The following is a 24,738-nucleotide window of genomic DNA, read 5'->3' as shown; positions in this document are numbered from 1 at the left end:
GAAGTTCACCGATCCGGGGGAGAACGTTTCATGCCGCACGCCCTCCCGCGCGTGCTCGCTTCCGTGTTCATCGCAGCGTCCATGGCGACCGTCACGCTCCTGGTGGCCGTGCCACCGAGCGCCCGAGCTCAGACCCAGCCGCAGCCCCTGACGGGGATCCAGCCCGTGCCCGCCGTGGAGGAGCCGCCGGCCGCCGCGGTCAGCGTCCCCACGCGGCCCTCGCCGGCGCTCCGGCCGGCGGGCAACGGGGCGGGCAACGGGGCGGGCAACGGGGCGGGGAGCGGGCGGGTGGGGCCGGCCGAGCCCGAGGTCACCACGCCGGCGGGGCCGCAACTGATCGACGAGATCACCGACGAGGCCGCCTCCATCCAGGAGAAGCGGGGCCTCGGCAGGCAGGCGCCCGCCGTGCGCAACGTGCTGCCCGACACCTCGCACGCCGAGACGCTGACGCTGATCAAGCCGCTGGCGGCCGTGGTCAAGGCGTTCGACGGGCTGGGCAAGGTCCTGCCGGGGCTGACGTACCGGCTCTGCGTCGAGAGCGAGGCGGTGCCGGTCTCCTGCACCGTCTCGCAGCCCGTAGCCACGCCGGTGGCCGCCGACGTCACCGGCGACGGCAGGCCCGACCTGGCGGCCGACCTGCTGCCCACCGCGGACCCGACCGAGGGCTCCGTCGGGCTGGGCTTCGCGGTCAAGCGGCTGTCGCGGAGCAGCCTCAAGGCGCAGGTCTGGGCGGAGTACGACGGCAAGGTGTCGGTCGGATTCGACGGCCTGCGGCGCGGCTCGTCGCTGTCGGCCTTCGACTGGGGCAACTTCACCGTGGACCTGGCGGGCAAGCAGGTCAAGGCCAGCCTCAAGCGCACCGAGCCGGGTCGGTCCGCGACGATGATCGCGGGGCTGACCGGCCGCAGCGCGGTGAGCCTGCGGCAGACGCCCGCCACCGCGAAGCTCGCCGTGACCGCCGCGCTCGACCCGCCCTCCCTGGACGTCGACGCCTCCGGCCCCGCCAGGCTGGAGGCGGTGGCGGTGACCGGCCGCCAGTTCACGGAGGCGGTGCTCGACCGGATGCCCTCCCGCGCCGAGGTGCGGCTGACGGACGGCCGGATCGGCTTCACCGGCCCGTCCTCGATCGCCCGCGCCCAGGTGCACAGCTACACCTACCGCGACGGCAAGCTCGCCAGGGTGCTGAGCGCCGAGCTCACGAGGGTGCCGCCGTCCCTGACCGCCGAGTACGGCGCCGCGGACGGCAAGCAGACCCTGACCGTCGACTCCCGCAAGGGCCGGGCCGGGGGCGGCACGCTGCTCTACTACGACCGCGCCGCGGACAAGACCGTCGTGAAGGCCGAGCTGAGCCACCTGCCGGCCAAGGTCCGCCTGGTCAACGACCTGGCCGAGCACCGCGTCACGCACACGACCAGCTCGCCCATCGGCAGGTTCGCCGTGGTGCTGCAGCGGAACGAGGGTGCCATCTCCAGCCCGCGCGGCGGCCACGTCACCATGATCAAGAAGGGTTCCGCGCTGGGGGTGTCCGGGCTGCTGTCGAAGCTGTCCGGGTTCGACATCACGTACGGGGCCGTGCCGCACGCCCGCCTGGAGGTGGGCTCCAGCGGGCGGTCGTTCCTGGGCGCGGCCAGCATCGACGGCACCCGGCTGGCCCGGCTGGAGATCTCCAACACGCCCGCCACCGTGGACGTCACCCTCGACCCCGCCCGCAGGAAGGCCGTCTACCAGGCCAGCGGCGTGATCAGGAAGCTCCGCGCCGCCTACGCCGACCGGAAGTCGGGCCCGACGATCGACGGAACCGTCATGGGCGTGCACGACGACGTCAAGGCGTCATGGGAGCTGGGCGGGCGCTCGACCGTGAAGGTGGCGACGCCCTCCACGATCGATGAGGTCCGGTTCTACGCGAGCAAGGCGTACGTGACGTCCCCCTCCGGGGAGGATCTGGAGGCGGCCGTCCAGGGCGTGCGCGGGGACGTCGAGCTGGTCGCCGACACGAACGCCAGGACGCTCACCTGGACCGCGGACCACCCGGTCGGCAAGGTCTCCGCCCTGGCCAGGGCGAAGGTCGGCGACCGGTACGTCAGGGCCGCCGCCGAGGTGAGCGGCGTCCCGGCCCGCTTCGACGCCTCGTGGGACCCGGCCTCGTACCGCTTCCGCGGCCTGTCTGGACCGGTCGGATCGGCGGAGCTGGCCTTCACCAACCACGACGGCGCCACGTCGCCCACGGGGCCGCACCTTTCCGCGCACTACAGCCAGGCCACCGGCAACCTGGACGCCAGCGTGCTGGTGAAGGGGCTGAAGCAGGTCGCGTTCGGCCCGGCGGAGAAGGGCTTCACCGCCGACTTCCGCTCGGCCAGGCAGACGCTCGCCGTGGACACGGACGTCACGCAGGGCGACACGCGCTTCGGGCTGATCGGCACGCTCGGGCCCGTGCCCGGCCGCCTGGCCGTCACCGCCGACGGCGGCAAGCTCACGTACGCCGGCTCCCGGCTGGACGTGCGCGCCCGCGCCTGGCTCGGCAAGGCGGCGGCGCTCGACCGCATGCGTGCCGCCCCCGCCGTGCCCGGCGGGGTGTCCCTGGTGGACGGCGGCTGCGCGGCCGGATCGCCGGGCTGCGCGCAGGGCCCGTTCTGCACGCCGGATCGCGGCTGCTTCGGCCTGCAGGGCTACCTGGACGTGACCGGGCTGCCCGACCAGGTGACGGTGGACATGACGGGCAGGACGTTCGCGTTCTCCGGCTTCAGCCCGCGGCGCAAGAGCCTCGGCGTCTACCTGGCCAGCAGCGTCCTGTCGCCCGTGCCGGTCAAGGTCAGAGCCACCCTGACCGGGCTGCCCGCCACGATCACCAGCATGTCGGTGGGGCCGTTCGGCGTCGCCGGTCAACCGGCCCAGGGCAACGTCGTGCAGGCCGCGTACCGCATCGAGCCGCCCGCCACGCTCGGCGCGCTCGACGTGCGGGCCGAGTCGGGGGACCTGCGCGGCCACGTGGCGATCGACCCCGTGCCCGCCTCGGTGTCCGTCCAGGGCACGTACGGCGCCAGGACCCGCATCCGCGTCAACAACTCCGCGGCCGTCAAGCGCCTCGAGGCCCAGGTCACCCTGGCCGGCAAGGGCAGCGGGGAGCTGCGGTTCTCGGACGTGCCGGCCGTGTTCGGGGTGGACGCCGACGCCTCCGCCGCCGGGCTGAGCGTGCCGGCGCTCACGTACAAGTCGAACGTCAGCACCCTCGACGGCCACCTCGGCGTCGAGGGCGGCCTCGTGGACCCGCAGGGGCGGCTCGGGGACGTGTCGTTCTCGGTGAAGGACCTGGCCGCCGACACCACGATCCGGCTCAACCCCGACCAGTCGCTCGACCTGGTCTCGCGACCCGCCCCCACGGGCCGTATCACGGTGCACGTGGGGCTCCGCGTCGACGCGGTCGCGCCGCAGCGGATCGCCGTGAGCAAGGAGGTCCCGTACACGACGGGCTTCCTCACCTACCACCTCGGGGGGAAGTTCGGGCTCGGGGCGAGCTCGGTCAAGGACCTGTCGCTGGAGCTGCAGCGGGTGTCGTGGCTCCGCATCCGCCCCGGGAAGATCCCGTTCGGCCTGAAGGCCGCCCCGGCGCTGGGGTACGTCGCGCCCGGCTTCGAGGGCAACTACGGCCAGGCGAAGATCGCCGCCAAGGGCGTGGACCTGCGGCCCGACGTGTCCCTGGACGTCCGGCTGAGCAGGGACGTCGGCAGCGACGTCTTCCACGACGCGGTACGGCTGGCGCCCACCGGCACGCTCGCGCTGCGCCGCTACGACCAGCGGATGCGGCGGATCGGGGCCAGGCAGGAGATCAAGGCGGCGGGGGTCAGCCTGGCGTGCGTGACGGTGGACGCCAAGCCGGGCTTCGCCGCCGGGGGAGACGGCGACTCCATCACGCTGCGCGGCGCGGACGGGCCCCAGATGGTGTCGCTGCTGGATCCCGGGGGCCAGGTGCCCGACTACGCGGTGGACCTGCTGACCCACTTCATGAGCCCGTTCCCCGGGGCGGAGTGGAAGGTCGCGGGCGCCAAGGCCGGCGCCTGCCCCGGCCGCGGCCCCGAGTCCCGCTGACCGCGCCCCCGCCCCTCAGCGGGGGCCGCGGTAGTCCGCGGGCGGGGCGTCGCCCTCGTACGCGCGCATCTCGCGGCCGGCCAGGAACGCGCGCAGCAGCCCGAGATACTCCTCGCCCCGGTACGTGCCGCCGCCGAGGTAGGCGAAGGTGGAAGAGGGCAGCGCCCGCCGGTACTCCGTGGCCGAGGCCCAGCTCTGCTCGTCGCAGGCCGCCTTGACGATCAGCACGGGCGCGGTCACCTCGGTCAGGCTCGGCCGCTGCGCGCCGGGCGCGGACGGCGCGGCCAGGCCGACGTAACCTCCGGTGCCGCCCGTCGCGGCGGCGGGGCACGGATGCGCGGCGCCCCGGCGGACGAGGCCGAGGTAGCCGTCCAGCTCCCGATCGCCCGCGAACGCGTGCGCCGCCAGGGGCTCCACCCGCAGCAGCGTGGAGACGGCGAGCAGGCGCGGGTCGGGCGTGCCGTCCCGGGCGAACACCGCCGCCTCCTCGACCGTGCCGCCCGGCCGCCGCTTGCGCTCCTCCCACGCGGGCGAGGCGAGGACCGCCCTGGCCACGCGGTCCGGGTGGGCGGTCAGGTAGGCGGACGCGAGCCGGGCTCCGTAGTCCTGGGCGATCAGGTTCAGCCGCCTGGCGCCCACGGCCTCGCGGATGGCCTCGAGGTCCGCCACGTCGCGGGTCAGCCCGTACCCGCGCGGGTCCGGCAGCCGCGCCGAGCGCCCGGCGCCGAGCTGGTCGTAGACGTACACCTGGTAGCCGTCCGCCGTCAGCTTCCGGAAGAACGCGGCGGACGCCGCCAGGTCCGCCACCCCGGGGCCGCCGTGCAGGAAGATCACGGGGTCCGGCCGGGTGACGTGCTTGGGCGCGAGCCGTACGTACGCCAGCTCCGAGCCGGTCGGCAGCCGCCACTCCCGCTGCCCGGCCACCGGCGCCAGGGGAGCGGGGGCGGCGGGCGGGCGCAAGGTGGCCACGCTCACGTGCCACACCACCACCGTCTCCACGCCGAGGATCAGCGCGGCCCGCAGCCACCGCCCCCACGCCGCCCTCGGCCTCGGCACGCACAGCAGCAGCCCCAGGAAGAAGACGGACGCGAACGCCGCCAGCCCCGTCACCGCGAACGCCGCCGGCTCCGCGCCCACCATCGCCATCCCCGCCAGCGCGGCCAGCCCCAGGACGGGCGAGAGCGCCAGCACTCCGGCACCCGCGACCGCCCGCCCGGCCAGCCTGGCGAAATAAGCCATAAGGGGACGTTAGTGGACTCCGCTCCTACAGCGTGTGGCCGATGCGCAGGCGGACGCGGTCGCCGTCGCGAATGCTCTCGCTCACGGTCCACACGGCCTCGTCGACGACCGCGCCGGTGGCCGTCATGTAGCCGCCCATCCTGAGCACCGGCCGGCCCGTGTCGTCGAGCAGCAATCGGGCGCGGGACTCGGTGTCGGCGCTGAACTGCACCAGGAAGTCGTCGGTGCCCGCGGGGAGCTCGAGCCACAGGCCGGGACGGAGGTGGGAGTCGGGGACCTCGATGACGTAGATGCTCACCTTGATCTCCCTACCCCGCCGAGACGCCCTCAGAGCTTGGGATAGCGCTTTCCAGGCACGATGTGGTGAAGTATCAGCATCCCTCTACAGGCTGGAGATTCCGTGCCACTGTTCGACCTGCCGCTTGAGCAACTCCGCGGCTACCTGCCCGATCGCGACGAGCCTGCCGACTTCGACGCGTTCTGGTCACGCACCTTGAGCGAGGCCAGGGAGCTCGACCTGGACGCGGAGTACGTCCCGTACGACCTGCCCTTCGCCTCCGTGGACGTGTTCGACGTCTCCTACGCGGGCTGGGGCGGGCACCGGATCAACGGGTGGTTCCTGGTGCCGCGTGGCGTGCAGGCTCCGGTGCCGTGCGTGATGCACTACATCGGCTACAGCGGCGGGCGCGGGTTCCCCAAGGACCACCTGTTCTGGCCGGCCGCGGGGTACGCGGTGTTCGTGATGGAGACGCGCGGCCACGGCGGCGTGAACCCCGGCGCCCCTGGCATGACGGGAGACCCGCACGGCGGCGCGACGCCGCAGGCGCCGGGCATGATGACCCGGGGCATCCTCGACCCGGACGACTACTACTACCGGCGGGTCTTCACCGACGCCGTCAGGGCCGTGGACGCCGCGCTCGAGCATCCGTCGGTCGACGCGAGCCGCGTCGTCGTCTCGGGCGGCAGCCAGGGTGGCGGCATCGCCCAGGCGACGGCCGCGCTGCACCCGTCGGTCAAGGCGGCGCTCATCGACGTGCCGTTCCTGACCCACTTCCGCCGGGCCGTCGAGATCACCGGCAAGGACCCGTACCAGGAGCTGGTCCGGTTCCTGTCCACCCGCAGAGACAGCGCCGAGCAGGTGTTCCGCACGCTGTCGTACTTCGACGGCGTCAACTTCGCCGCGCGCGGCCAGGTGCCCGCGCTCTACTCCGTGGCGCTGATGGACGACATCTGCCCGCCCTCCACGGTGTTCGCCGCGTACAACCACTGGCAGGGCCCGAAGGAGATCACCGTGTGGCCGTGGAACGGCCACGAGGGCGGCGGTGGGTACCAGTCCGAGGAGCAGCTGCGCTACCTGCACAAGCTGCTCGGCGAGGACTGACGGGTACGCCCGCCGTGCCGCGCGCCGGCACGGCGGGCGCCCGGCTCAAGCCGACTGCTCCTTGACCAGGAACGACACGCTCCCCTGGTCATCGGCTCCGGCGTCAAGAGACTTGTCGTCCAGCACGCTGGCCGCGACCGGGTCGAGATAGACCCGCGCCCCCTCGGTCTCGACCACCGCGTCCGCCGGCTCCGGCGCGGTGGCCAGCGTCAGGGTGAGCGCGCTCGCGCCCTCCCCCTGAGACGAGATGCGGATCCCGCTCTGGGAGGGCTCGGGCGTGGCCGCGGTCAGGTCGCGAATCGCCTGGGCTGCGTTGGCTGTCAGGGTGAGCACTACGGCTCCTCCTCTGAGTCGACGTTCAGGAATTGCCTGCCCTTCCCCCTGATCCCGCACCCAACCCTTCTTGACTTGTTCTTTACCAAGAATTCCGCGCGAGCCGCGTGGACAATGAGGGCCATGGACTTCTCGGAGCAGCGGCGGGCCCTGGTGGAGCGGCTGCGGGAGCGCCAGGAGATCAGCGGGCGCGTGGCCGGCGCGCTGCTGGCGGTGCCGCGTCACCTCTTCCTGCCGGGCGTCGCCCCCGAGGACGCCTACCGCGACGAGGCCATCGTCACCAAGCGCGACGACGCGGGCCTGCCGACCAGCTCGTCCTCCCAGCCCGCGATCATGGCCACGATGCTCGACCAGCTCGGCGTCGAGCCAGGGCAGCGGGTGCTGGAGATCGGCACGGGCACCGGCTACAACGCGGCGCTGCTCGCCCACCTCGTGGGGCCGGACGGGCACGTGGTGAGCGTGGACCTCGACGCGGACGTCGTCGCCCAGGCCAGGCTGAACCTGGCCGCCGCCGGGGCGTCGCGGGTGGAGGCGGTGTGCGCCGACGGCGCCCAGGGGCACGCCGCGGCGGCCCCGTACGACCGCCTGATCGCCACGGTCGGCGTGTGGGACCTGGCGCCGGCCTGGCTGGAGCAGCTGGGCGCCGGCGGGCGGCTGGTGGCGCCGCTCGACCTGCGCGGCGTGCAGGCGTCCGTGGCCTTCGAGCGCTCCGGCGACCACTGGGCCGGCCGGTCCGTCGCGCCCTGCGGGTTCATGCGGATGCGCGGGCCGTTCGCCGGACCGGAGGCGGTCGTGGTGCTGCGCCGTGATCCCGACCTGCTGCTGGCGCTGCCCGAGCGGCGCGACGTCGGCGACGTGCAGGCCGCGCTGGAGGCGCCGCCCGCCGAGATCGCCGTGCCGGAGGTGGGACCGGCCCACATCGCGAGCTTCTCGCTCTGGCTGGCGTTGCACGAGCCCCGGTGGTGCGCGCTCAGCGGGAAGCTGGGCCATGGCTACGGCATGAGCGTCGGCCTCGTCGAGGGCGACGGCATCGCCCTGCTCGCCGCCGAGGGCTCGCACGTGGCCCGCGGCCGGGCGGCCACCGGCGACGGGGTGGCGGCGCAGGGGCACGGGCCCGGTGGCGCCGGGCTGGCGGCCGAGCTGGCCGGGCACGTCCGGGCGTGGGACGAGGCCGGCCGCCCGGACATGCGCGATCTCCGCGTGGCGGCGTACCCGGGCCACGCCGGGAGGGCGGGCGGCGGGACGGTCATCCGCAAGCGGCACACCACGCTGGTGCTGAGCTTCACGGACGCCTGACGCGCCAGGATAACCGGAATGCCGCGGGCCGGCCATGACGGTGATTACGCTCTGTGACATAATCGTATCGCTATGTCATAGGAAAAGCTCATGCGCACTCTGTTGCTGGCAGCCGTGGCCGTCGCCGCCCTCGGAGGGTGCTCCGGCGCGCCGACGGACACCGCGGGCCTGGCGCCGCATACCGACTCCTCACCCTCACCCTCACCCTCACCCTCGCAGCCCTCCGAGCAGGACAGGGCCTGGATGCGGGGCATCCACGAGGGCAACCTGGCCGAGATGCAGCTGGGGCAGCTCGGCGCGGGCAAGGGCGGCACGAAGCAGATCAGGGCGATCGGCAAGCTGATCGTCAAGGACCACACCGAGTTCGACACCAAGGTCACCAAGGCGGCCACGCAGCTGGGCATCAAACTGCCCGAGTCCCCGACCGCCGATCAGCGTGCCGACGTGGTGCGGCTGCGTGAGGCCACGCGCAAGGGCTTCGACCAGGAGTTCCTCGCCATCATGACCAACGCGCACACGCAGGCGATCGCCGCCACCCAGACGGAGATCGCCCGCGGGTCGTCGCCGGCCGTGGTGGCGCTGGCCAGGACCGCCCTGCCGACGCTGGAGAAGCACCTGGCCGTGCTGCGGCAGGCCGAGGGCGGCGGCGCGTCGCCGTCACCGTCGCTGTCTCCGTCCCCCGGGACGGAGACGCCCGTGTCGCCGATGACGCCCACGGGTCACGAGTAGAGCTCGACCTCGTTGAGCATGCTGCACGACCGGCCGATCTCCGGCTCGCAGCCGGAGGTCGGGTCGGTGACGATCTTGACGTGGCGGCCGGTCGCGGCGATCTCCGAGTAGCGGAGCGCGTAGTCCGTCCTGTCGCTGATCGTGACGATCGGGCGGCCCCATGAGCGGCCGTCCCTGGAGACGTACACGCGGGCGCCGGCCGCGTGCCCCGGACGCAGGCTGAGGCCGATGCGGGTGAGCCGGTACTCCCGGTCCAGGTGCAGCACGTACCGGCCGCGGCCGGGGGCGACGGCGCTCGACCAGTAGCCGGTGCCGCCGTCGAAGGCCGCGCCGGGGCGCGACCTGGGGCGGCCGGTCCAGCGCATGGTGGTCTCGACGCCGAGCGCCCCGCGCCGGCGCATGGCGGCCAGGTCCAGCAGGCCCGGGGCGGGCCCCGCGATCGTGAACAGCCTGCGCTTGATCGCGTACCAGCCGCCGTTCTCGAACCGCCCGTGCGCCGGGCAGGCCGTCTCGTTCAGCGGCCCGTCGGGCCGCGCTCCGGGCAGCTTGCAGTTGTCGAACACCTGGATCAGCTTGTGCGGGCCCAGTGCCGCGATCCCGGTGTAGCCGGACGAGCCGTGCTTGTCCCAGATCCCGTCGCGGTTGTGGTACGTCACCTGCGGCCAGAGCCATTCGTCGCCGAGCCCGTCGGGGGAGACGGCCAGCCAGTTGTCCGGGCGCCCGGCGCTGAGCACCAGGACGCCGCCGGGGGTGAGCAGCAGCCGCGGGGCCACGCCGCGCACCACGCAGTCCTGCCCGCTGAAGCGCAGCTCGCCGGCCGGCGACCAGGTGCGGCCGCCGTCGGTGGACCGGCTCTGGTGCAGCGTGGAGTACGGGCCCCCGTCCCGGCGCAGCACCGCCAGCAGGCTGCCGTCCATCGTCTGCTCGACGGCCGCCTCGTTGTAGACGAACCCGTCCGAAGGCCCCGCGATCACCCCGCGCCGCTCGAAGGTGCGCGCGCCGTCCCGGCTGGCGTACAGCTCGGCCTGGTACGTCCCCGTGTCGCGGTACCGGGCGTACACCGTGATCAGGATCGTGCCGTCGGCGAGCTGGATCGGCACCCCGTGCGCGGCCCCGCCCGGCAGCAGGTCGCCGGGCGTGAACAGCGTCGACTCCGAGCGCTCCCAGCTCTCCTGGTCGTCCGGCGACCTGGAGGTGAGCACGCCCAGCCGGGCCGTGTGCGGGCCGGTCCGCCGCAGGTAGTACTCGGTGGCGAAGGAGCGCCCGTCGAGCAGCTCGACGGGCGCCTCGCGCAGCGGCGTCCGGCTCGCGGGGCCGAACGTCAGGCCGCCGTCGCCGGAGAGCGCCGCCGCGTTGGTGAGGGTGACGACCTCGTCCACGTTCGTGGTGAAGGTCGTGATCACCTTCTGGCGGGGAGCGCCGTCGGGCCCCACGACGTCAACTGCCGACACGTTGGGGAAGCCCGCGAAGTCGAGCCGTTCGGACTCCGTCGGCTCCCGGTCGGCGGGCGGAGGGAGGGGGTGAATCCAGCCGAGTGAGGAAGCAGTATCGATCGGGTTAGCCCCGCTCGTGGCGGAGTGATCCGGTAGCCGGCAGTAATCGGCCTCGGTCCGCGCCACGCCCGACCACGTGGGCGTCGTCGCGGCCATCGACAGGGCCACGACCATGGATCTTGCCACTGGCACGGTCCCGTTCCTCCCCGTCTTGCCGCGCTAACGGGACTCTAGATGATCGACGCTCCGTAACTCGGTATTCATCGGCGGGAAGTCGCCGGTCCACCGGGCGCTGCCAGGGGCCGCCCGGGGACCCATGCCGTCTTGGTTAAGTACCAGTTGACAGAAAAGCGCCCTGTGACGACTATCGGGACGGCACTATTAAGTGTCAATTTACGTAGGCCCGCCGAAGGCCGCGGGTCAGGAGGTGGCCCCAGATGAGCATCGAGCCCAGGGCGAGAGTGGCCCCCGAGCGAGTGCTGCCGGGCCCGGTGCCCCTGGCGCCGGAGACAGCCGCCCAGCAGCGGGTGGTGCAGCGGATCTGCGCCAGGGTGGCGCCCGACGGCGTGGACGTCGGCGTCGACGAGGTGCCCCCGGGCGGCCTGCAGGTGTGGATCGACACGCCGGTGCCGGTGGGCGCGCAGGAGTCCTGGGTGCTCCACCACCGCATGGCCCGCGAGGTGGCCCTGGTCGGCTGGCACTGCGAGGCCGACGCGGACCGCCTGCTGGTCCTCGGATGGAGCGCCGCCTGCCTGCACAACCGCGTACGCCTGCTCCAGAGCGGGCTGCGCAGGCTGACCGACTTCGAGACGACCGCGCAGCGGGCCGTGCAGCTCGACGGCCAGTCCCCGGACCAGCCCGCCACGCAGGTCGTGGCGGCCGTGTGCGCCTCGATCGAGCGGCGGCTGCGCTGGCCCGAGCGGCTGGCCGAGCTCGACGGGTTCGAGCGCAGCTCGGGCCTGGCCCACCTGCAGCTGCTCCTCGCCCAGGTCATCGGCCTGGAGTCGAAGCTCGCGGCCGCCTGCGAGGAGCACCTCGTCATGGCACGGGTGCTGGCGCGGGCCGTGTGCGAGCAGTACGCCCGGCACTCAGACCTGTCCCGCGCGCAGCGGGACGTGCTGGCAGAGTCGCGCCGATGGGTGCATGCCAGCTCCATGATCCGTGGCTCGGCCGGCGCCCGGCCGAGCTCCGGTGGCACCGCCGGCCGTCCCCACATGGGGCTGGCGGAGCGCCGCATCGCCGCGAGCGTCATCAACCACGGCGTGCCGCGGGCCACCCCCGCGGCCGTTGATCCGCTGGTCGAGCACCTCGACCACACGGAGGGCGCGCGCTGAACCAGATCCGCTCAACGGCGAGCGATCGCCCGGAAAACCCCGTCCGAGTCCGGTAGGAGAGCCCCCGCCATGCGAACCCCCCCGCACCTGCCCGCAAGAACCAGGCGTGACACCCGAGACACCGACACTGTCAGAGCCCGACGGCACCCCTACGGCCTGCACGAGGTCCCCGTGCAGGCGGCGCCGCGCGGAACCCTCGATCTTCCCGACGCCGCCCCGGGCCCCGACGTGCCCGACGTGCCCGACGTTTTCGTCGAGCAGCGGCTGCTCGGCATCAGGGAGATGTCCAACCAGGCCATCGGTTCCATCGACGACCTGCTCCAGCACACCGCGTGAGCCGAAAGAGGAGAGTCATGCAGGAATTAGAGCGACTGGAGCTGAGGTCGCACGACGTCGGGGGACACCACCCGCGGGCGGTGGCGGGCATCGAGACGCCGCGCAGCCTCGACGAGGTACGCGCGCTCGTACGGCAGGCCGCAGCGTCCGGGAGCCGCCTCTACCCGATCAGCACCGGCAGGAACTGGGGCATGGGCTCGGCCGTGCCGGTCACCGACGACAACGTGGTCGTCGACCTGAGCGGCATGAACCGCATCCGCAGCCTCGACCTTGAGGCCGGCTACGCGGTCATCGAGCCGGGCGTCACGCAGGCGCAGCTCGCCGAGGTGCTGCGCGACACGCCGTGGATGCTGAACGTCACCGCCTCCTGCGCCGACACCTCCGTCGTCGGTAACGCGCTCGACCGCGGCGACGGCTGCATCCGCTCGCGCGTCCACGACACGGCCGGGATCGAGGCCGTGCTCGCCGACGGCAGCGTGGTCACCACCGGCGGGCTCGACCCGGCCGGGCGCTACCACGGCCGGGTCGCCGGGCCCGACCTGACGCCCGCGTTCGTCCAGCACAACCTGGGCATCGTCACCGCCATGGCCGTCGCCCTGGTGCCGCGCCCGCAGACCATCGCCTTCGTGCACGGCCGCTTCCACCGCGACCAGGCCGGGACGGCGGTCGGCGCGATGACCGGCTTCCTGCGCCGCGGCAACCCCGCCGACGGGCTCATGCGTGTGCGCGAGCTGTCGCTCACGCCCGCCGGCGGCGACTGGACGCTGCCCAAGGGGGTCGACCCGAGCCTGTTCACCATCATGGGGCCGCTCATGGGCAGCGCCGCCACCGTGGAGCTGGCCGAGGAACTGCTCCGCAAGGCGCTCGTCGAGGTCGAGGGCGCCGAGGCGCTGCGCGTGGTCAACGCGGCCGAGGTGGACCTCGACGACCCGCTCTACCCGAGGGCGCTCATGGCGCAGGGCATCCCCACCTGCCAGGGCGTGCGCAACGCGCTCGGCGTCACCTCCTGCGACCAGATCGACGACGGCGACATGGGCTTCCTGGCGCTGCTGCCGCTCATGCCCATGCACGCGCGAAGGACCGACCACCTCATGGCCGCGCTCCAGACGGCCGTCGACGCGCACAGCACCGCCCTCATGGTCGAGTGGAACCTCGTCAGCAAGCACATGGCCAACGGCGTCATCCAGATCTTCTTCGACCGGACCGCGCCGGACGCCCCCTACCGCGCCCACCAGCTCCGCAACGACGGCAACTGCCTGCTGCGCGGCAACGGATGCGCCATCTACCGCTCCGACATCGACCACGCCGCGGCCGACGTGTGGTCGGAGACCAGCACCGCCGGCCTCGGCATGCTGCACCGGCTCAAGACCGCTCTCGACCCGGACGGCCTGCTCTCGCCCGGCCGTTACGGCGCCTGACTGACCTGTTGTGCTCCGCCGGTCGCACAGCCGGAGAGTGCCGGTCGGCGGAGACCATACATAGCTTGGAGGTGACCACGTGCGTTCGTCACCAGCGCGGGGGACGAGCACCGTAGACCGCCGTCACGCCGTGATGCTGCGGCTGGTCGGCGCGGGTGTCATGTTGACGGTGATGGCCGACACCACGGCCACCACCCTGGCAGTCGGAGTGCTGCGGTACACATCCGCCGGCGCCGGCATGCCGCTGGGCGACCTGGTCTGGCTGACCAGCGCGGCGTTCATCCCGATCGCGGCGCTGCTGGCCACCGCGGGCCGCTGGGCGGACCTGGCCGGTCGGCGACGGGTGCTCGTCGTCGGCCTCGTGGTGTTCGTGCTGGGTGGGATCGCCACCGTCCTGGTGGACTCCTGGTCGTACGTCCTGGCGGCGCGGGCCGTCCAGGGCGCGGGCGCCGCGGCGATGATCCCCGCCAGCCTCGGGCTGCTCCTCGGTGAGCTGCCGGAGTCGCAGCGGCGCGGCGCGATCGCGCTGTGGAGCTCGGCCTCCGGGCTGGGCTGCCTGCTCATGCAGGCGGGCGGCGGCTGGCTGGCCGCCGCCGTCGGCTGGCGGTCGCTGTTCGTCCCCGACGTCGTGATCGGCGTCGCGCTCCTGATCGCCTGCGTCGGGCTTCCGCCGGGTAAGCGCGCCGGGGCCAGGGGCCTGCCTGACATGCTGGGCGCGTGGCTGCTCGCCGCGGGCATCGCGGTCATCGTGCTGGCCATCTCCAAGGCCATGGCCTGGGGCATGGACGTGGTGTGGCTGGCGCTGGCCGCGCTGGCCCTGCTGGGCGGCGCACTCGCGCAGGCCAAGCACCACCGCCTGCCGGCGATCGACCTGGCCCTGTGGCGGCGGCCCAGGTTCGTCTGGGGCTGGCTGGCCACCTGGGGGTTCGGCGCCCTGTCGTACGGGCTGCTGACCGTGCAGCCGCTGTACCTGCTCCACCTCGGCTATCCCATGCTGGAAGTGGCCATGTGGCTGACGCCCACCTCGGTGGCCGTCGTCGTGACGAGCTTCCTGGCCGGCCGCCTCGTCAAGCGGGTCGGCGCGTACGGCCTGATCTACGCCGGCTCGCTGCTCTGCGGCGGCGCCTGCGTGATCGTGCTGATCCAGGTCGGACCCACCGTGTGGGGCCTGGTCGCCAGCGTCGTGGTCGGCATGGGCGTCGGCGCGCTCGCGCCCGGCACCTCCGTCGCCACCACCCTGGCCGCCCGCCCCCACCAGTACGCCTCCGCCGTCGGCGCGGCCACCATGGCGCGTATGGTCGGCGGCGCCGTGGGCGTCGCCGTCGTGTCGGTCGTCATCGACCACCCGTTCATGACCGGCCCCTTCGCCGGACTGGCGGGCGCGCTGGCGCTGTGCGTGGCCATCTCCGTGCTGATCGGCGCACTGGCCCTCACCAAGATCACCCGGCTGCGGACCGACCCTGGCGACGTCATGATCAAAGTGCCGCGCCGGCTGCTGCTGGAGTTGCGCATGACCCTCGCCACCGTGGCGGCGGAGGCCGACGCGCTGCTGCCTGTCGAGACCCGCACACCCCCCATGGACACCGCTGCCGAGAGTGTCCCGCGGCAGCGGGCGGCCGAGCCCGGCCCGCTCGCCTCCACCCGCGGGCACACGAACTAGTTCAACCATTCGAAAGGGCTCTCGTCATGGCAACCACATCGTGCGACGTAGCCATCGTCGGCGCCGGTCTGGGCGGCTGCTTCCTCGCCCTCCTGCTGAGCCGCCGCGGTCAGCGCGTCGTCGTCATCGAGCAGGGACCCTCCGTCCCGGGCGCGGGCGCCGACTTCCTCAAGCCCCCAGGACTGCAGGTGCTCGCCCGGCACGGGCTGGCCGACCTCGCCGGACGCCATGGCCTCAGGCGCGACGTCGTCCGCTACTACCACGACGGCGAGCCCATCCAGGAGTGCCACTACCCGGACGGCTTCCTCATCCGGCCCTACCGTGAGCTCGTCGAGCTCATCTACACGTGGTGCGCCATGGAGGGCGTCGACTTCTGGTTCGACGCCGGCGTCGACGACATCGCTATGGACGAGGGCCGCGTCGGCGAACTGGCGCTGTCGAACGGGCGGCGGCTGCGGGCCGGCGTCGTGATCGGCGCCGACGGCACCAAGTCCGCGATACGGCAGGCGCTCGACATCGAACCGCGCACGATGCCGTACGAGCGGCTGCCGATGCGGGTGGCCACCGTGCCGCTGACCGCCAGCATCGCCCGGCTCAACCGGCTGTACTTCAGCTCGGAAGGGTGGTTCTCCTACTTCTACCCGCTCAACAGGGACCAGGCCAGGGTGTTCGTCGGCCTGCCCCCGGAGGACGAAGAGGCGATCTTCCAGGACGGCATCCCGGCGCTGACCGACGAACTGAAGAAGTTCGTCACCGAGAGCTCGGACGCCTTCGACTCGCTCCAGCCCGCGGCCTGGCAGCGGATCAAGGTCTCCACGCTGCGGCTGGGGGCGTACCACAAGGGCAACGCGGCACTGCTGGGCTCGGCCGCGTTCGCCTGCCACCCGATGACCGGGATGGGCATGAGCTACACCCTGCGCGACGCGGAGATCCTGGCGGACGTCATCTGCGCCGCCGGCGGCGACGAGGAACTGCTCGACCGGCTGCTGTCCGCCCACTACGAGCCCCGCAAGCACGCCCACGAGCAGCTCATCGCCTACGGTGACGCCCTGGTCGCCACCTTCCCCGACCGGGACGCCTATCTCGCGGCCTTCAGCCGCGACCTGCACGTCCACGGCGAGACCGCCCTGCCGGCACCGGGCCCGGTGGCGCTCCCCGCCCTGCAGCCGATCTGAGCCGGCGCGCCGCCACCCCGATGATGGTGGGGTACGCACTACCACGAGAAGGGGTGACAGCGGGGGTCCGCCGGACCCGCTCTCCCGCGATGCTGATGAGTGATCATGTACGACTCATCAGCATCGGAGACAGATCGTGGGGACCTCCACCATCACCGCCCAGCGGGGCAGCGACTTCGCCAGGCTGTCGCGCCGCATCGCGGAGGCGGGGCTTCTGGACAAGCGGCCGGGCTATTACACGGCCAGGATCGGCCTGGTCGCGGCCCTGTTCGCGGGCAGCTGGGCGCTGTTCGCCACGGTCGGGGACTCCTGGTGGCAGGTCCCGGTCGCGGTGCTGCTCGCGGTGGCGTTCGCCCAGGTCACGCTGCTCGCCCATGACCTGGCCCACGGGCAGATCTCCCGGTCGCGGCGGACCTCCAGGGCGGCCGGGCTGCTGGTGGGCAACCTGGCCGTCGGGCTCAGCTACGGCTGGTGGATGGACAAGCACACGCGCCACCACGCCAATCCCAACCACGAGGAGCACGACCCCGACGTCGCGCCCGACATCCTGGTCTGGTCTGAGCGGCAGGCCGAGACCGCGCGGGGGATCGCCCGGTTCATCGGGCGCCGGCAGGCGTTCCTGTTCTTCCCGCTGCTCACCCTCGAGGGGATCAACCTCAAGGTGTCCAGCTTCCGCGCGCTGCGCCGCCCGTCGCTCAAGAGCAGGAAGCTCGAGGGGCTGCTGCTGGCCGCGCACGTGCTGGCGTACGTGGGGGCGGTGTTCCTGGTCCTGCCCGCCGGCAAGGCGCTGGTCTTCCTGGCCGTGCACCAGGCGTGCTACGGCGTCTACCTGGGCTGCACGTTCGCGCCCAACCACAAGGGCATGCCGGTGCTCACCGCGGAGGACGAGCTGGACTTCCTCCGCCGCCAGGTGCTGACCTCCAGGAACGTGCGCGGCGGGCGCCTGGTCAACACCGCCCTCGGCGGCCTCAACTACCAGATCGAGCACCACCTGTTCCCCAGCATGCCGACCGCGAACCTGCGCCGGGCGCGGCCCATCGTCCGCGAGTACTGCGCGGAGATCGGCGTCGACTACGTCGAATGCGGCCTGTTCGAGTCGTGGGGCCAGGCCATGCGCCACTTGCACGAGGTAGGGCGTCCTCTTCGCATTAGGTAGGGTTTAGGCGAAAATAGACGGATCTAGACGGGTGGGATAGGTGGAGGTCGAGCAAACAGCGCTGCCGGGAATCGGGCTACGTCACGATTTCACCACCCGTAAAGGACAGCGGGTCGGTGTCGTGTCCCACCGCACCGGCCGCCGGGACCTGGTGATCTACGACCAGGACGATCCCGACGCCGTGTGCCACGTGGTCAAGCTCAACGACGAGGAGGCCGACGCCCTGGCCGAGCTCCTCGGCGCCCCCCGCATCGTGCAGCGGCTCAACCAGCTGCACCGGGAGGTCGAGGGCCTGGTCAGCGTGCAGCTGCCGATCCCCGACAGCTCGCCCTACGCCGGGCGACCGATGGGCGACGCGCGCGTGCGGACCCGTACCAGCGCCTCCGTCGTCGCGATCGTGCGCGCCGGGCAGGTGTTCGCCAGCCCCGGGCCCGAGTTCGTGCTCAGGGCTGCCGACGTCGTGGTCGTCGTCGGCAGCGAGGACAGCACCGCCGAAGTGGCCGGCATCCTGGCGGACGGGTAGGGCCGCGGGTGCACGAAACCGCGGTGCTCTTTCTCGAGTTCGGTGCTGTACTGCTTGGTCTGGGAGTCCTGGGCGCGCTCGCGCTGCGCGTCGGCATCTCTCCCATCCCGCTCTATCTGATCGCCGGCCTGGCCTTCGGGACCGGCGGGCTGGTGCCCCTGGCCACCAGCGAGGAGTTCATCTCCGTCGGCGCGGAGCTGGGCGTCGTCCTGCTGCTGCTGACGCTCGGCCTGGAGTACAACGCCGACGAGCTGGTGACCAGCCTGACGGGCAACGCCCGCGCGGGCATCGTCGACCTGGTGCTCAACGCCGCCCCCGGCGCTGTCTGCGCGTTACTGCTCGGGTGGGGTCCGGTCGCGGCCGTGGCCATGGCGGGCGTCACCTACGCCACCTCCTCCGGCATCACCGCCAAGGTCCTGTCCGACCTCGGGTGGCTCGGTAACCGGGAGACGCCGACGGTGCTGTCGCTGCTGGTGTTCGAAGACCTGACGATGGCCGTCTACCTGCCGGTGCTGACGACCATGCTGGCCGGGCTGAGCCTCGTCAGCGGGGCCGTCTCGGTGGGCATCGCGCTGCTGACCGTGAGCGTGGTGCTGGTCGTGGCCCTGAAGTTCGGGCGGTTCATCGAGGCGTTCGTGTCCAGCCCGAACTCCGAGGTGCTGCTGCTCAAGGTGGTCGGGCTGGCCCTGCTCGTGGCCGGGCTCGCCCAGCAGCTGCAGGTGTCGGCGGCGGTGGGCGCGTTCCTGGTCGGGATCGCGCTCTCCGGCCAGCTCGCCGAGGACGCGCACGCGCTGCTCGCGCCCTTGCGCGACCTGTTCGCGGCGGTGTTCTTCGTCTTCTTCGGCTTCCAGACCGACCCGGCGAAGATCCTGCCGGTGGCGGGGCTGGCCGCGCTGCTCGCCCTGATCAGCATGGTCACCAAGCTGCTGACCGGCGCGTACGCGGCCAGAAGGGCGGGCATCGGCAAGGCCGGCCAGGCCCGGGCGGGCATCGCGCTCATCCCGCGCGGCGAGTTCAACATCGTGATCGCGGGGCTCGCGGTGGGCGCGGGCGCGCATCCCGACCTCGGCGCGCTGGCGGCGGCGTACGTCCTCATCCTGGCGGCCTTCGGCCCCCTGGCGGCCAAGCTGGTGCAGCCGCTCATCACGTCCATCGCGAAGCGAGCCTGATCCGCTAGTTTGTTCGCATGGCCCTGCCCACTGAGAAGACGATCTGGTCCACCGACTGGGACAGCCTCGAGATCTCCGGTGAGAGCTACCGCCGGGTGCTGTTCCAGGACGTGGACATGACCGAGCTCGTCGACCACGGCTCCTCCTTCGAGGAGTGCCACTTCAGCAACGTGCGGTTCAACGTGTCGGCGCACGACGAGGCCCGCTTCCTCAACTGCACGTTCACGCGGTGCTCGTTCTTCGACGCCACGTTCGACGGGTGCAAGCTGACGGGCAGCGTGTTCGACGGCTGCACGTACGGGCTGCTCAAGGTCGAGGGCGGCGACTGGTCGTACGTCAGCCTGATCGACGCCGACCTGCGGGGGAGCGTCTTCCGCGGCACCCGGCTGCGGGAGGCCGACCTGGCGGGCGCCCGGCTGGAGCGCGCCGAGCTGCGCCGGGCCGATCTGTCCGGGGTCTCGCTGCGCGGCGCCGACCTGACGCGGTGCGACCTGCGCGGCAGCGACCTGAGCACGCTCGACCCGCACACCGTCACGCTCAAGGGCGCGATCATCGACCCGTTCCAGGCGACGGTCGTGGCCACGGCCCTGGGGCTGGACGTACGGGACTAGCGCCCGCCCGCGTCAGCACAGGGCCATCGCGGTCTGCCACACTCCCGGCAGCGCCGCCAGGACGAGGTCCCCCCGGCGGCGGCGGTCCTTGCGCGTCTCGGCGCCCAGGTCGGCCAGCAACTCGCGGAAGCCGTCCTCGTAGCCGGAGCGGCCGGCCGCCGACCGCTTCGCCAGGCAGCGCGAGTACGTGGCCACCAGCCAGAAGACCGCCTCCCGATGCAGCCCGCGCCGGATCAGGTCACGGGTGCCGTCGATGGCGACGGGCCGCGCCGGAGGGGTGATGTCGGAGTCGAACCGGTAGGAGGGCGCCCGCAGGCCGGCCGTCGCGTCGAACACCTTCTCCAGCGCGGTCAGATGCCGCCCGACCCGCGCCGCGCTGAGGTCGGCGCAGCCCAGCAGGCCGAGCAGGCTCTCGTGGAAGTCCAGCCGCCCGTGCTCGGCGAGCAGGTCGCGGACGTCGACGTACCGGCGGCGGATCGTGGGGTTGCGCAGCGCGGCCACCAGCAGCACGTGCGTGGTCACCCCGGTGCCGAACAGCCACGAGTTGACCTGGTCGGGCAGGGACGCGCGCTCGTCGATGCCGTTGATGAACCCGCGCACCCGGTCCATGGCGTTGGTGCAGCGGGCCAGGATCCACGGCCGCTGGGCGAAGTCGCGCGAGACCACCCGCTGCATCTCGGTCAGCCGCCCCGACGGGTCGGCCAGCACGCACGGGAGGTGGAAGCTGCCGGCCAGGTGGTAGTCGCTCAGCACGTCGTGGGTGGAGCCGAGCGCGGGAACGGAGGAGACCTCGAGCAGGACCCCCTTGTAGGCGAACTTCCCGAGGTGGGCGGGCCGGCTCGCGACCACGACGACGTCCACGTCGGAGGTCGGCGCCAGCTCCTCGGCAGGGCCGGCCCACAGGGCCGACCCGGTCAGGAACGCACCGTCGAAGCCCGGCAGCGCGGCGCCCTCCTCCTGGACCCACTGCCGAGCGATCTGTCTGGCTTCCTCAATCAGCATCCACTTCCTCCCGATCTGGGCCGCGGCGCGCGGTCCGGATCAGGACGAACGCACCCAGCACGACAAGCACCGCCAGCCCGCCCCAGATCCATCCGGGAATGCCCCCCGACGCCGCGGACCGCTCACCGGCCGCAGCGCTCACTGCCGCCTGCGGCGCCGGGTTCGTCGTGGGTTGCCCGCCGGTGGGCGAGGACGAGGCCGATGAAGAAGCTGATCCTTTCACGCTGAAGGGGATCTCGCCCTCAATGGGATGCCCATCGGACGAAACGACCCGCCAGGCGATGACGTACGCGCCCGGGGCCAGCGGCTGGGGCACGTCGGTGAGCACCTTGGGACCGGCGAGCCGCGGCTTGCCGAGCGGGACCGCCTTGCCGGCGGCGTCGTGCAGCACGACGAACGGGAACTTGACGCCGGCGCTGTATTCGAGCTCGATCTCCTTGACCGAGTCGACCTGTGCGCCCTTGGCGGGCGAGCTGCTCTTGAGCGCGTCATGGGCGAGCGCCGGAGAAGCGGTGACCATGAGGGCGAGGGCACCCGCGAGTGCCGCCCCGAGGATATGACGTGGCAGGAATGCCATGATGGGTCTCCAGAACGATCTTCCGGACCGCGCGCGTCGTTGGCCGGCGGGCGCCGTCCGGACATAGGCAAGGGTACGCCCACGCGGGCGCGAGCCGAGGGGCACGGACTTCAGCCCACGTGCCCTGGCCCGCCGGGCGGGCCTCGCCTGTGGATCGCGCCGGAGACGGTCCTGTCGGAGCGCACGGGAAGATCGGAGGTCACCGGCCGCCACAAGGGCGTGGCGAACTCCGCCGGGGCGGCGGCGAGCAGCCGGATGAGCGGTGGCGGCCCGGCGTACAGGCGGATCATGAGCCACAGCGCGCGCTCGCCGCGGTGCAGCCACCACGCCGTCAGCGCCGCCACCGTGAGATGCACCAGGGCCATGCCCGGCGCGGGATGCCCGTGCCCCGCGCCCGCCCCCGCGGCCGGCGCGAGCCGCTCGAAGAGCTGGTGCAGCACCATCTGCGTGCCGATGGCCGCCGTCAGCACGGCCGCCGGCCCGCGCTCGCGCCCGTCGATCAGGTACGCCAGCCCGAGCGCGGCCAGCACCCCGGCCAGATAGACCTCGAACGGCACGGGCCCGCCGCCCGCCAGCGCGTGCCCGCCCGCCGACACCGCACCGCAGACCGTCGCGAACACGACGGCCCGCGCGAGACGCAGCACTGAGGACGCGGAGGGCACAACCGATATTCTCCTCGAAAATCAGTGAGGAAGTCTCAGATTTCACGCGCGGCCGAACCCTGCCGGGGTCGGGAGGCGTCACATGCCCGGCCGTCGCGGCGCGGGTCGCCATGGTGGCTCTTTGCCAAAGACGCGACCCGATGACGACACTTCTTCACCGGCTCTTTCCGGGCACGGGGAATTCGCCTCCGGCGTGGCGCGGCGGCCTGGCCGATGGCAACTGCAAACATCGTACCGATCTTGTTCGGGCCGCTCGGCAGTACGGGCCGCATTGGGGCTCGCGGGTCAATTTGCGACACATTCCGAAAGGAACGGTACATGTTCACGCCCATTCTCCGGACAAAAGCCAAAGCCATGCCTGGCCGGCCTACGGCACGTCACGCGATGAAGAGGGCGATATGCGGCTCCCTTTCGATGGCTCTGGTCGCGACCTCGACCCCGGCGGCGGACGCGGACGGCGGCATCGACGTCCGCATCGGTGTCGCGACCCCGACCCCGACCCCGACGCCGAACCGGACCCCGACCCCGAACCGGACCCCGACCCCGAACCGTACCCCGACCCCGACCCGGACCCCGACCCCCACGCCGACCCTGAGCCCCACGCCGACCCCGACCCCGAGTCCCACCCCGACGGTGACCGAGACGGCCACGGAGACCGCCACGGCCACGGCGACGGCGACCGACGCCCGTCTCTTCCCGCACGACGTCCTCGGCCGGGGCAGATGCGACGAGCATCTGTTCTTCAAGGTCCATCGCCTCTCGCCGCGGAACTTCTTCCTGCCCCGCACCCGCTTCATCGACGGCCCCGGAGGCACGATGACGGTGACGGTGACGAGGGAGCACGAAATCCGCGCGTTCCTGGAGACCGAGCAGGAGAGGCTGTGGTCGGTCACCGAGAAGTTCACCACGAAGGACCTGGTGCGCCAATTCCGCCTGATGGGACTCCCGCACCTCGAAGAGCGGCACATGGTCTTCACCGGCCACGAATATTCGCGGGAGATCACCAAGGGAATGTACGGCAATATGTGGTATCGGGTTTTCGGATACCGCATCGGCTGGTCGGCCTGGTCGCAGCTCGGGACGTGCCGCGACGTCAAGGTCGCCAGCGGGATCGCCAACGTGCCGGCCCGGGTGGAGGGCTGGCGATACTGGGAGACCAAGCACCCGATGTTCAAGGGGCACCCGATATCCAGCAAGTAGACAGCCGGCCAGGAGGACGCCGCGCGGCGAGCAGAAGCGCCATGGGGTCGTGCGGGCGCGGTGGATCGTGGCAGACTTCTCGTGGCGCAGGCCGTTCCTGAGGCGGCTTGAGCGGGAGCAGGACCCCCACGGACAGAGGCACGACGCAGGATGGCGACTCCCCCCACGATCCGGGTGATTCTCGTCGAGGACCACGCCATGGTCGCCGAGGCGATCGGGCTGGCCTTGGGCAAGGCGCCCGACTTCGAGGTGGTGGCGCAGACCGGGACCATCGCCGGGGCGGTGGCGGAGACCCGGAGGTTCCAGCCCGACGTCGTCGTGCTCGACCGCCGCCTGCCCGACGGCGACGGGATCACGGCCATCGAGAGGCTCTCCGCGGCGGCCCCCAAGGCGCGGGTGCTGGTGCTGACCGGCGAGGCGACCGCCTCCGTGGCGGCCAGGGTGGTCTCGGCCGGGGGCGCCGGGCTGATGGTGAAGTCGTCCCGGCTGGGAGAGTTGGAGTCGGCCGTACGGGAGGTGGCCTCCGGCGGGGTGGTGCTCGCGCCCGGGCTCCTGCCGGGGATGCTCGACCGGCTGACCGGGCGGGCGGGACTGCTGGGGTCCGCGCTGACGGCTCGCGAGCGGGAGACGCTGCTGCTGCTGGCCGAGGGCGCCGGCACGGCCCAGATCAGCGAACGCCTCGGCGTGGCCCGCAACACGGCACGCAACCACGTCCAGCACGTCCTGGAGAAGCTCGGTGCGAGCTCGAAGCTGGAAGCGGTGGCCATCGCCCGCAGGGACGGGCTGCTCGACTGATGCATCTGCATCATGTCCCGTCCCCAGGTGCATCAGGCGTAATGGAGCGCCTGCGTCTCGTGATCGAGTGCCGCGTTCCCCGAGAGTAGAGGGGTGGGCAGCGAGGGGGTGGGGACGTACCAGGTGGACACGCCTCTGCCGAAGGAGATGGGCAGCATCACGGCGGCGCGCCGGATCGCCCGACAGGCCCTGGCCGAGTGCGGCTACAAGGGCCAACACGAGGATGTTCTGCTGGTGGTGTCCGAGCTCGTGACGAACGCGCTCGTGCACGGCGACGGCCCGCCGTCCCTCCGGATGAGGGGCGACTCGTCGCGGGTGCGCATCGAGGTGGGCGACGACGGCGAGCGGCTGCCCGAGCAGCGCGAGCCCGGTCCGGCGAACGGCTGGGGGCTGCACGTCGTGGGTCTGCTCTCCACCGGCTGGGGGATCTCGCCCCGCGATGGCGGCAAAGTGGTGTGGTGCGAGCTGGAGCCCCGCCTTGCCCCGATGCGGGGCATTCGCTCAGAATCCTGAGCATATGGGGGACCTGAGTTTGGGTCCTCACGCTGTGTCATGAAAAGCTGCAG

Annotated in this window: 24 protein-coding genes; 16 read left to right on the top strand and 8 right to left on the bottom strand. The window is 72.4% G+C overall.

Translation table 11 applies throughout. The annotated features are described in order from the left end of the window. The first annotated feature begins 30 nt into the window (after positions 1 to 30). On the top strand, positions 31 to 4,083 hold the full coding sequence (locus AB0H84_RS39050) for a hypothetical protein (RefSeq protein WP_357616249.1): 4,053 nt from the start codon (positions 31 to 33) through the stop codon (positions 4,081 to 4,083). 15 nt (positions 4,084 to 4,098) lie between these two features. Here the strand turns inward: AB0H84_RS39050 and AB0H84_RS39045 are convergent, their stop codons facing one another. Continuing rightward, the gene (locus AB0H84_RS39045) at positions 4,099 to 5,322 is read right to left on the bottom strand and encodes an alpha/beta hydrolase (RefSeq protein ID WP_357616246.1); all 1,224 of its coding nucleotides are present in this window, start codon (positions 5,320 to 5,322) and stop codon (positions 4,099 to 4,101) included. Positions 5,323 to 5,347: 25 nt separating this feature from the next. Then, complete coding sequence (locus tag AB0H84_RS39040) at positions 5,348 to 5,620, bottom strand: hypothetical protein (RefSeq protein ID WP_357616243.1); 273 nt, start codon at positions 5,618 to 5,620, stop codon at positions 5,348 to 5,350. A 102-nt stretch (positions 5,621 to 5,722) separates the two neighbouring features. On the opposite strand from AB0H84_RS39040, the gene AB0H84_RS39035 reads away from it, so the two are divergent. Beyond that, on the top strand, positions 5,723 to 6,703 hold the full coding sequence (locus AB0H84_RS39035; RefSeq protein ID WP_357616240.1) for an acetylxylan esterase: 981 nt from the start codon (positions 5,723 to 5,725) through the stop codon (positions 6,701 to 6,703). A gap of 45 nt (positions 6,704 to 6,748) precedes the next feature. Here the strand turns inward: AB0H84_RS39035 and AB0H84_RS39030 are convergent, their stop codons facing one another. Further along, positions 6,749 to 7,036, bottom strand: coding sequence for a Fe-S cluster assembly protein HesB (locus tag AB0H84_RS39030; RefSeq protein WP_357616237.1), 288 nt, complete (start codon positions 7,034 to 7,036; stop codon positions 6,749 to 6,751). A gap of 123 nt (positions 7,037 to 7,159) precedes the next feature. Here AB0H84_RS39030 and fxlM point away from each other — a divergent pair, with 123 nt between their 5' ends. Both fxlM and AB0H84_RS39020 read left to right on the top strand, forming a co-directional pair. Then, a complete protein-coding gene (gene fxlM / locus AB0H84_RS39025; RefSeq protein WP_357616234.1) occupies positions 7,160 to 8,332 on the top strand; it encodes a methyltransferase, FxLD system in 1,173 nt (390 codons plus the stop codon). Positions 8,333 to 8,422: 90 nt separating this feature from the next. Next, positions 8,423 to 9,061 (top strand): DUF4142 domain-containing protein, encoded by a 639-nt coding sequence (locus AB0H84_RS39020; protein ID WP_357616231.1) that lies wholly within the window; start codon positions 8,423 to 8,425, stop codon positions 9,059 to 9,061. On the opposite strand, the gene AB0H84_RS39015 is transcribed toward AB0H84_RS39020, so the two are convergent. After that, entirely contained in the window at positions 9,052 to 10,746 is a 1,695-nt protein-coding gene (locus AB0H84_RS39015; protein ID WP_357616228.1) for an exo-alpha-sialidase, read from the bottom strand. The genes AB0H84_RS39020 and AB0H84_RS39015 overlap by 10 nt on opposite strands. A gap of 245 nt (positions 10,747 to 10,991) precedes the next feature. On the opposite strand from AB0H84_RS39015, the gene AB0H84_RS39010 reads away from it, so the two are divergent. The 9 genes from AB0H84_RS39010 (at position 10,992) to AB0H84_RS38970 (ending at position 19,936) form a co-directional block, all read left to right on the top strand. Then, a complete protein-coding gene (locus AB0H84_RS39010) occupies positions 10,992 to 11,888 on the top strand; it encodes a hypothetical protein (protein WP_357616225.1) in 897 nt (298 codons plus the stop codon). A gap of 69 nt (positions 11,889 to 11,957) precedes the next feature. Further along, positions 11,958 to 12,224 (top strand): hypothetical protein, encoded by a 267-nt coding sequence (locus AB0H84_RS39005; RefSeq protein ID WP_357616222.1) that lies wholly within the window; start codon positions 11,958 to 11,960, stop codon positions 12,222 to 12,224. 17 nt (positions 12,225 to 12,241) lie between these two features. Continuing rightward, positions 12,242 to 13,642: an FAD-binding oxidoreductase gene (locus AB0H84_RS39000; protein WP_357616219.1), complete on the top strand. Its 1,401-nt coding sequence runs from the start codon at positions 12,242 to 12,244 to the stop codon at positions 13,640 to 13,642. Between the two features lie 79 nt (positions 13,643 to 13,721). After that, positions 13,722 to 15,302, top strand: a complete 1,581-nt coding sequence (locus tag AB0H84_RS38995) for an MFS transporter (protein ID WP_357616216.1) — start codon at positions 13,722 to 13,724, stop codon at positions 15,300 to 15,302. Between the two features lie 26 nt (positions 15,303 to 15,328). Further along, the gene (locus tag AB0H84_RS38990; RefSeq protein ID WP_357616213.1) at positions 15,329 to 16,477 is read left to right on the top strand and encodes an FAD-dependent oxidoreductase; all 1,149 of its coding nucleotides are present in this window, start codon (positions 15,329 to 15,331) and stop codon (positions 16,475 to 16,477) included. 136 nt (positions 16,478 to 16,613) lie between these two features. Further along, complete coding sequence (locus AB0H84_RS38985) at positions 16,614 to 17,633, top strand: acyl-CoA desaturase (protein WP_357616211.1); 1,020 nt, start codon at positions 16,614 to 16,616, stop codon at positions 17,631 to 17,633. Between the two features lie 40 nt (positions 17,634 to 17,673). After that, the gene (locus tag AB0H84_RS38980; RefSeq protein WP_357616208.1) at positions 17,674 to 18,156 is read left to right on the top strand and encodes a cation:proton antiporter regulatory subunit; all 483 of its coding nucleotides are present in this window, start codon (positions 17,674 to 17,676) and stop codon (positions 18,154 to 18,156) included. A gap of 8 nt (positions 18,157 to 18,164) precedes the next feature. Then, positions 18,165 to 19,325 carry a cation:proton antiporter gene (locus AB0H84_RS38975; protein ID WP_357616205.1) on the top strand — a complete coding sequence of 387 codons (1,161 nt, stop codon included), beginning with the start codon at positions 18,165 to 18,167 and terminating at the stop codon, positions 19,323 to 19,325. A 17-nt stretch (positions 19,326 to 19,342) separates the two neighbouring features. Next, a complete protein-coding gene (locus tag AB0H84_RS38970) occupies positions 19,343 to 19,936 on the top strand; it encodes a pentapeptide repeat-containing protein (RefSeq protein WP_357616202.1) in 594 nt (197 codons plus the stop codon). A 12-nt stretch (positions 19,937 to 19,948) separates the two neighbouring features. Here the strand turns inward: AB0H84_RS38970 and AB0H84_RS38965 are convergent, their stop codons facing one another. The 4 genes from AB0H84_RS38965 to AB0H84_RS38950 all read right to left on the bottom strand — a co-directional run bounded on the left by AB0H84_RS38965 (position 19,949) and on the right by AB0H84_RS38950 (position 22,827). Further along, positions 19,949 to 20,938, bottom strand: coding sequence for a hypothetical protein (locus tag AB0H84_RS38965; protein WP_357616199.1), 990 nt, complete (start codon positions 20,936 to 20,938; stop codon positions 19,949 to 19,951). Continuing rightward, positions 20,928 to 21,515 carry a copper resistance protein CopC gene (locus AB0H84_RS38960; RefSeq protein WP_357616196.1) on the bottom strand — a complete coding sequence of 196 codons (588 nt, stop codon included), beginning with the start codon at positions 21,513 to 21,515 and terminating at the stop codon, positions 20,928 to 20,930. Before AB0H84_RS38960 ends, AB0H84_RS38965 begins: the two co-directional genes overlap by 11 nt. Positions 21,516 to 21,625: 110 nt before the next feature. After that, positions 21,626 to 22,177 carry a hypothetical protein gene (locus tag AB0H84_RS38955; RefSeq protein ID WP_357616193.1) on the bottom strand — a complete coding sequence of 184 codons (552 nt, stop codon included), beginning with the start codon at positions 22,175 to 22,177 and terminating at the stop codon, positions 21,626 to 21,628. Between the two features lie 377 nt (positions 22,178 to 22,554). After that, positions 22,555 to 22,827 carry a hypothetical protein gene (locus AB0H84_RS38950; protein ID WP_357616190.1) on the bottom strand — a complete coding sequence of 91 codons (273 nt, stop codon included), beginning with the start codon at positions 22,825 to 22,827 and terminating at the stop codon, positions 22,555 to 22,557. Here AB0H84_RS38950 and AB0H84_RS38945 point away from each other — a divergent pair. The 3 genes from AB0H84_RS38945 (at position 22,811) to AB0H84_RS38935 (ending at position 24,685) form a co-directional block, all read left to right on the top strand. Beyond that, complete coding sequence (locus AB0H84_RS38945) at positions 22,811 to 23,377, top strand: hypothetical protein (RefSeq protein ID WP_357616187.1); 567 nt, start codon at positions 22,811 to 22,813, stop codon at positions 23,375 to 23,377. The two genes, AB0H84_RS38950 and AB0H84_RS38945, sit on opposite strands and share 17 nt — an antisense overlap. A 150-nt stretch (positions 23,378 to 23,527) precedes the next feature. Further along, positions 23,528 to 24,172, top strand: coding sequence for a response regulator transcription factor (locus AB0H84_RS38940; RefSeq protein ID WP_357616184.1), 645 nt, complete (start codon positions 23,528 to 23,530; stop codon positions 24,170 to 24,172). A 93-nt stretch (positions 24,173 to 24,265) separates the two neighbouring features. Then, positions 24,266 to 24,685, top strand: coding sequence for an ATP-binding protein (locus AB0H84_RS38935; RefSeq protein ID WP_357616181.1), 420 nt, complete (start codon positions 24,266 to 24,268; stop codon positions 24,683 to 24,685). The last annotated feature ends 53 nt before the right edge of the window (positions 24,686 to 24,738 follow it).

The sequence above is a fragment of the Nonomuraea sp. NPDC050786 genome, from assembly GCF_040654115.1.
In the GTDB taxonomy this organism is placed as follows: Bacteria; Actinomycetota; Actinomycetes; order Streptosporangiales; family Streptosporangiaceae; genus Nonomuraea.
Note: the sequence above shows the minus strand (reverse complement) of the source record. Positions and strands in the feature narration are given on the sequence as shown.

What these genes read in the sequence shown, in the direction of transcription:
- AB0H84_RS39000 (WP_357616219.1), top strand. Translation starts at nt 12,242, where the DNA reads ATGCAGGAATTAGAGCGACTGGAGCTGAGGTCGCACGACGTCGGGGGA.
- fxlM (WP_357616234.1), top strand. Translation starts at nt 7,160, where the DNA reads ATGGACTTCTCGGAGCAGCGGCGGGCCCTGGTGGAGCGGCTGCGGGAG.
- AB0H84_RS39050 (WP_357616249.1), top strand. Translation starts at nt 31, where the DNA reads ATGCCGCACGCCCTCCCGCGCGTGCTCGCTTCCGTGTTCATCGCAGCG.
- AB0H84_RS39010 (WP_357616225.1), top strand. Translation starts at nt 10,992, where the DNA reads ATGAGCATCGAGCCCAGGGCGAGAGTGGCCCCCGAGCGAGTGCTGCCG.
- AB0H84_RS38990 (WP_357616213.1), top strand. Translation starts at nt 15,329, where the DNA reads ATGGCAACCACATCGTGCGACGTAGCCATCGTCGGCGCCGGTCTGGGC.
- AB0H84_RS38965 (WP_357616199.1), bottom strand. Translation starts at nt 20,938, where the DNA reads ATGCTGATTGAGGAAGCCAGACAGATCGCTCGGCAGTGGGTCCAGGAG.
- AB0H84_RS38960 (WP_357616196.1), bottom strand. Translation starts at nt 21,515, where the DNA reads ATGGCATTCCTGCCACGTCATATCCTCGGGGCGGCACTCGCGGGTGCC.
- AB0H84_RS39020 (WP_357616231.1), top strand. Translation starts at nt 8,423, where the DNA reads ATGCGCACTCTGTTGCTGGCAGCCGTGGCCGTCGCCGCCCTCGGAGGG.
- AB0H84_RS39045 (WP_357616246.1), bottom strand. Translation starts at nt 5,322, where the DNA reads ATGGCTTATTTCGCCAGGCTGGCCGGGCGGGCGGTCGCGGGTGCCGGA.
- AB0H84_RS39005 (WP_357616222.1), top strand. Translation starts at nt 11,958, where the DNA reads ATGCGAACCCCCCCGCACCTGCCCGCAAGAACCAGGCGTGACACCCGA.
- AB0H84_RS38970 (WP_357616202.1), top strand. Translation starts at nt 19,343, where the DNA reads ATGGCCCTGCCCACTGAGAAGACGATCTGGTCCACCGACTGGGACAGC.
- AB0H84_RS38940 (WP_357616184.1), top strand. Translation starts at nt 23,528, where the DNA reads ATGGCGACTCCCCCCACGATCCGGGTGATTCTCGTCGAGGACCACGCC.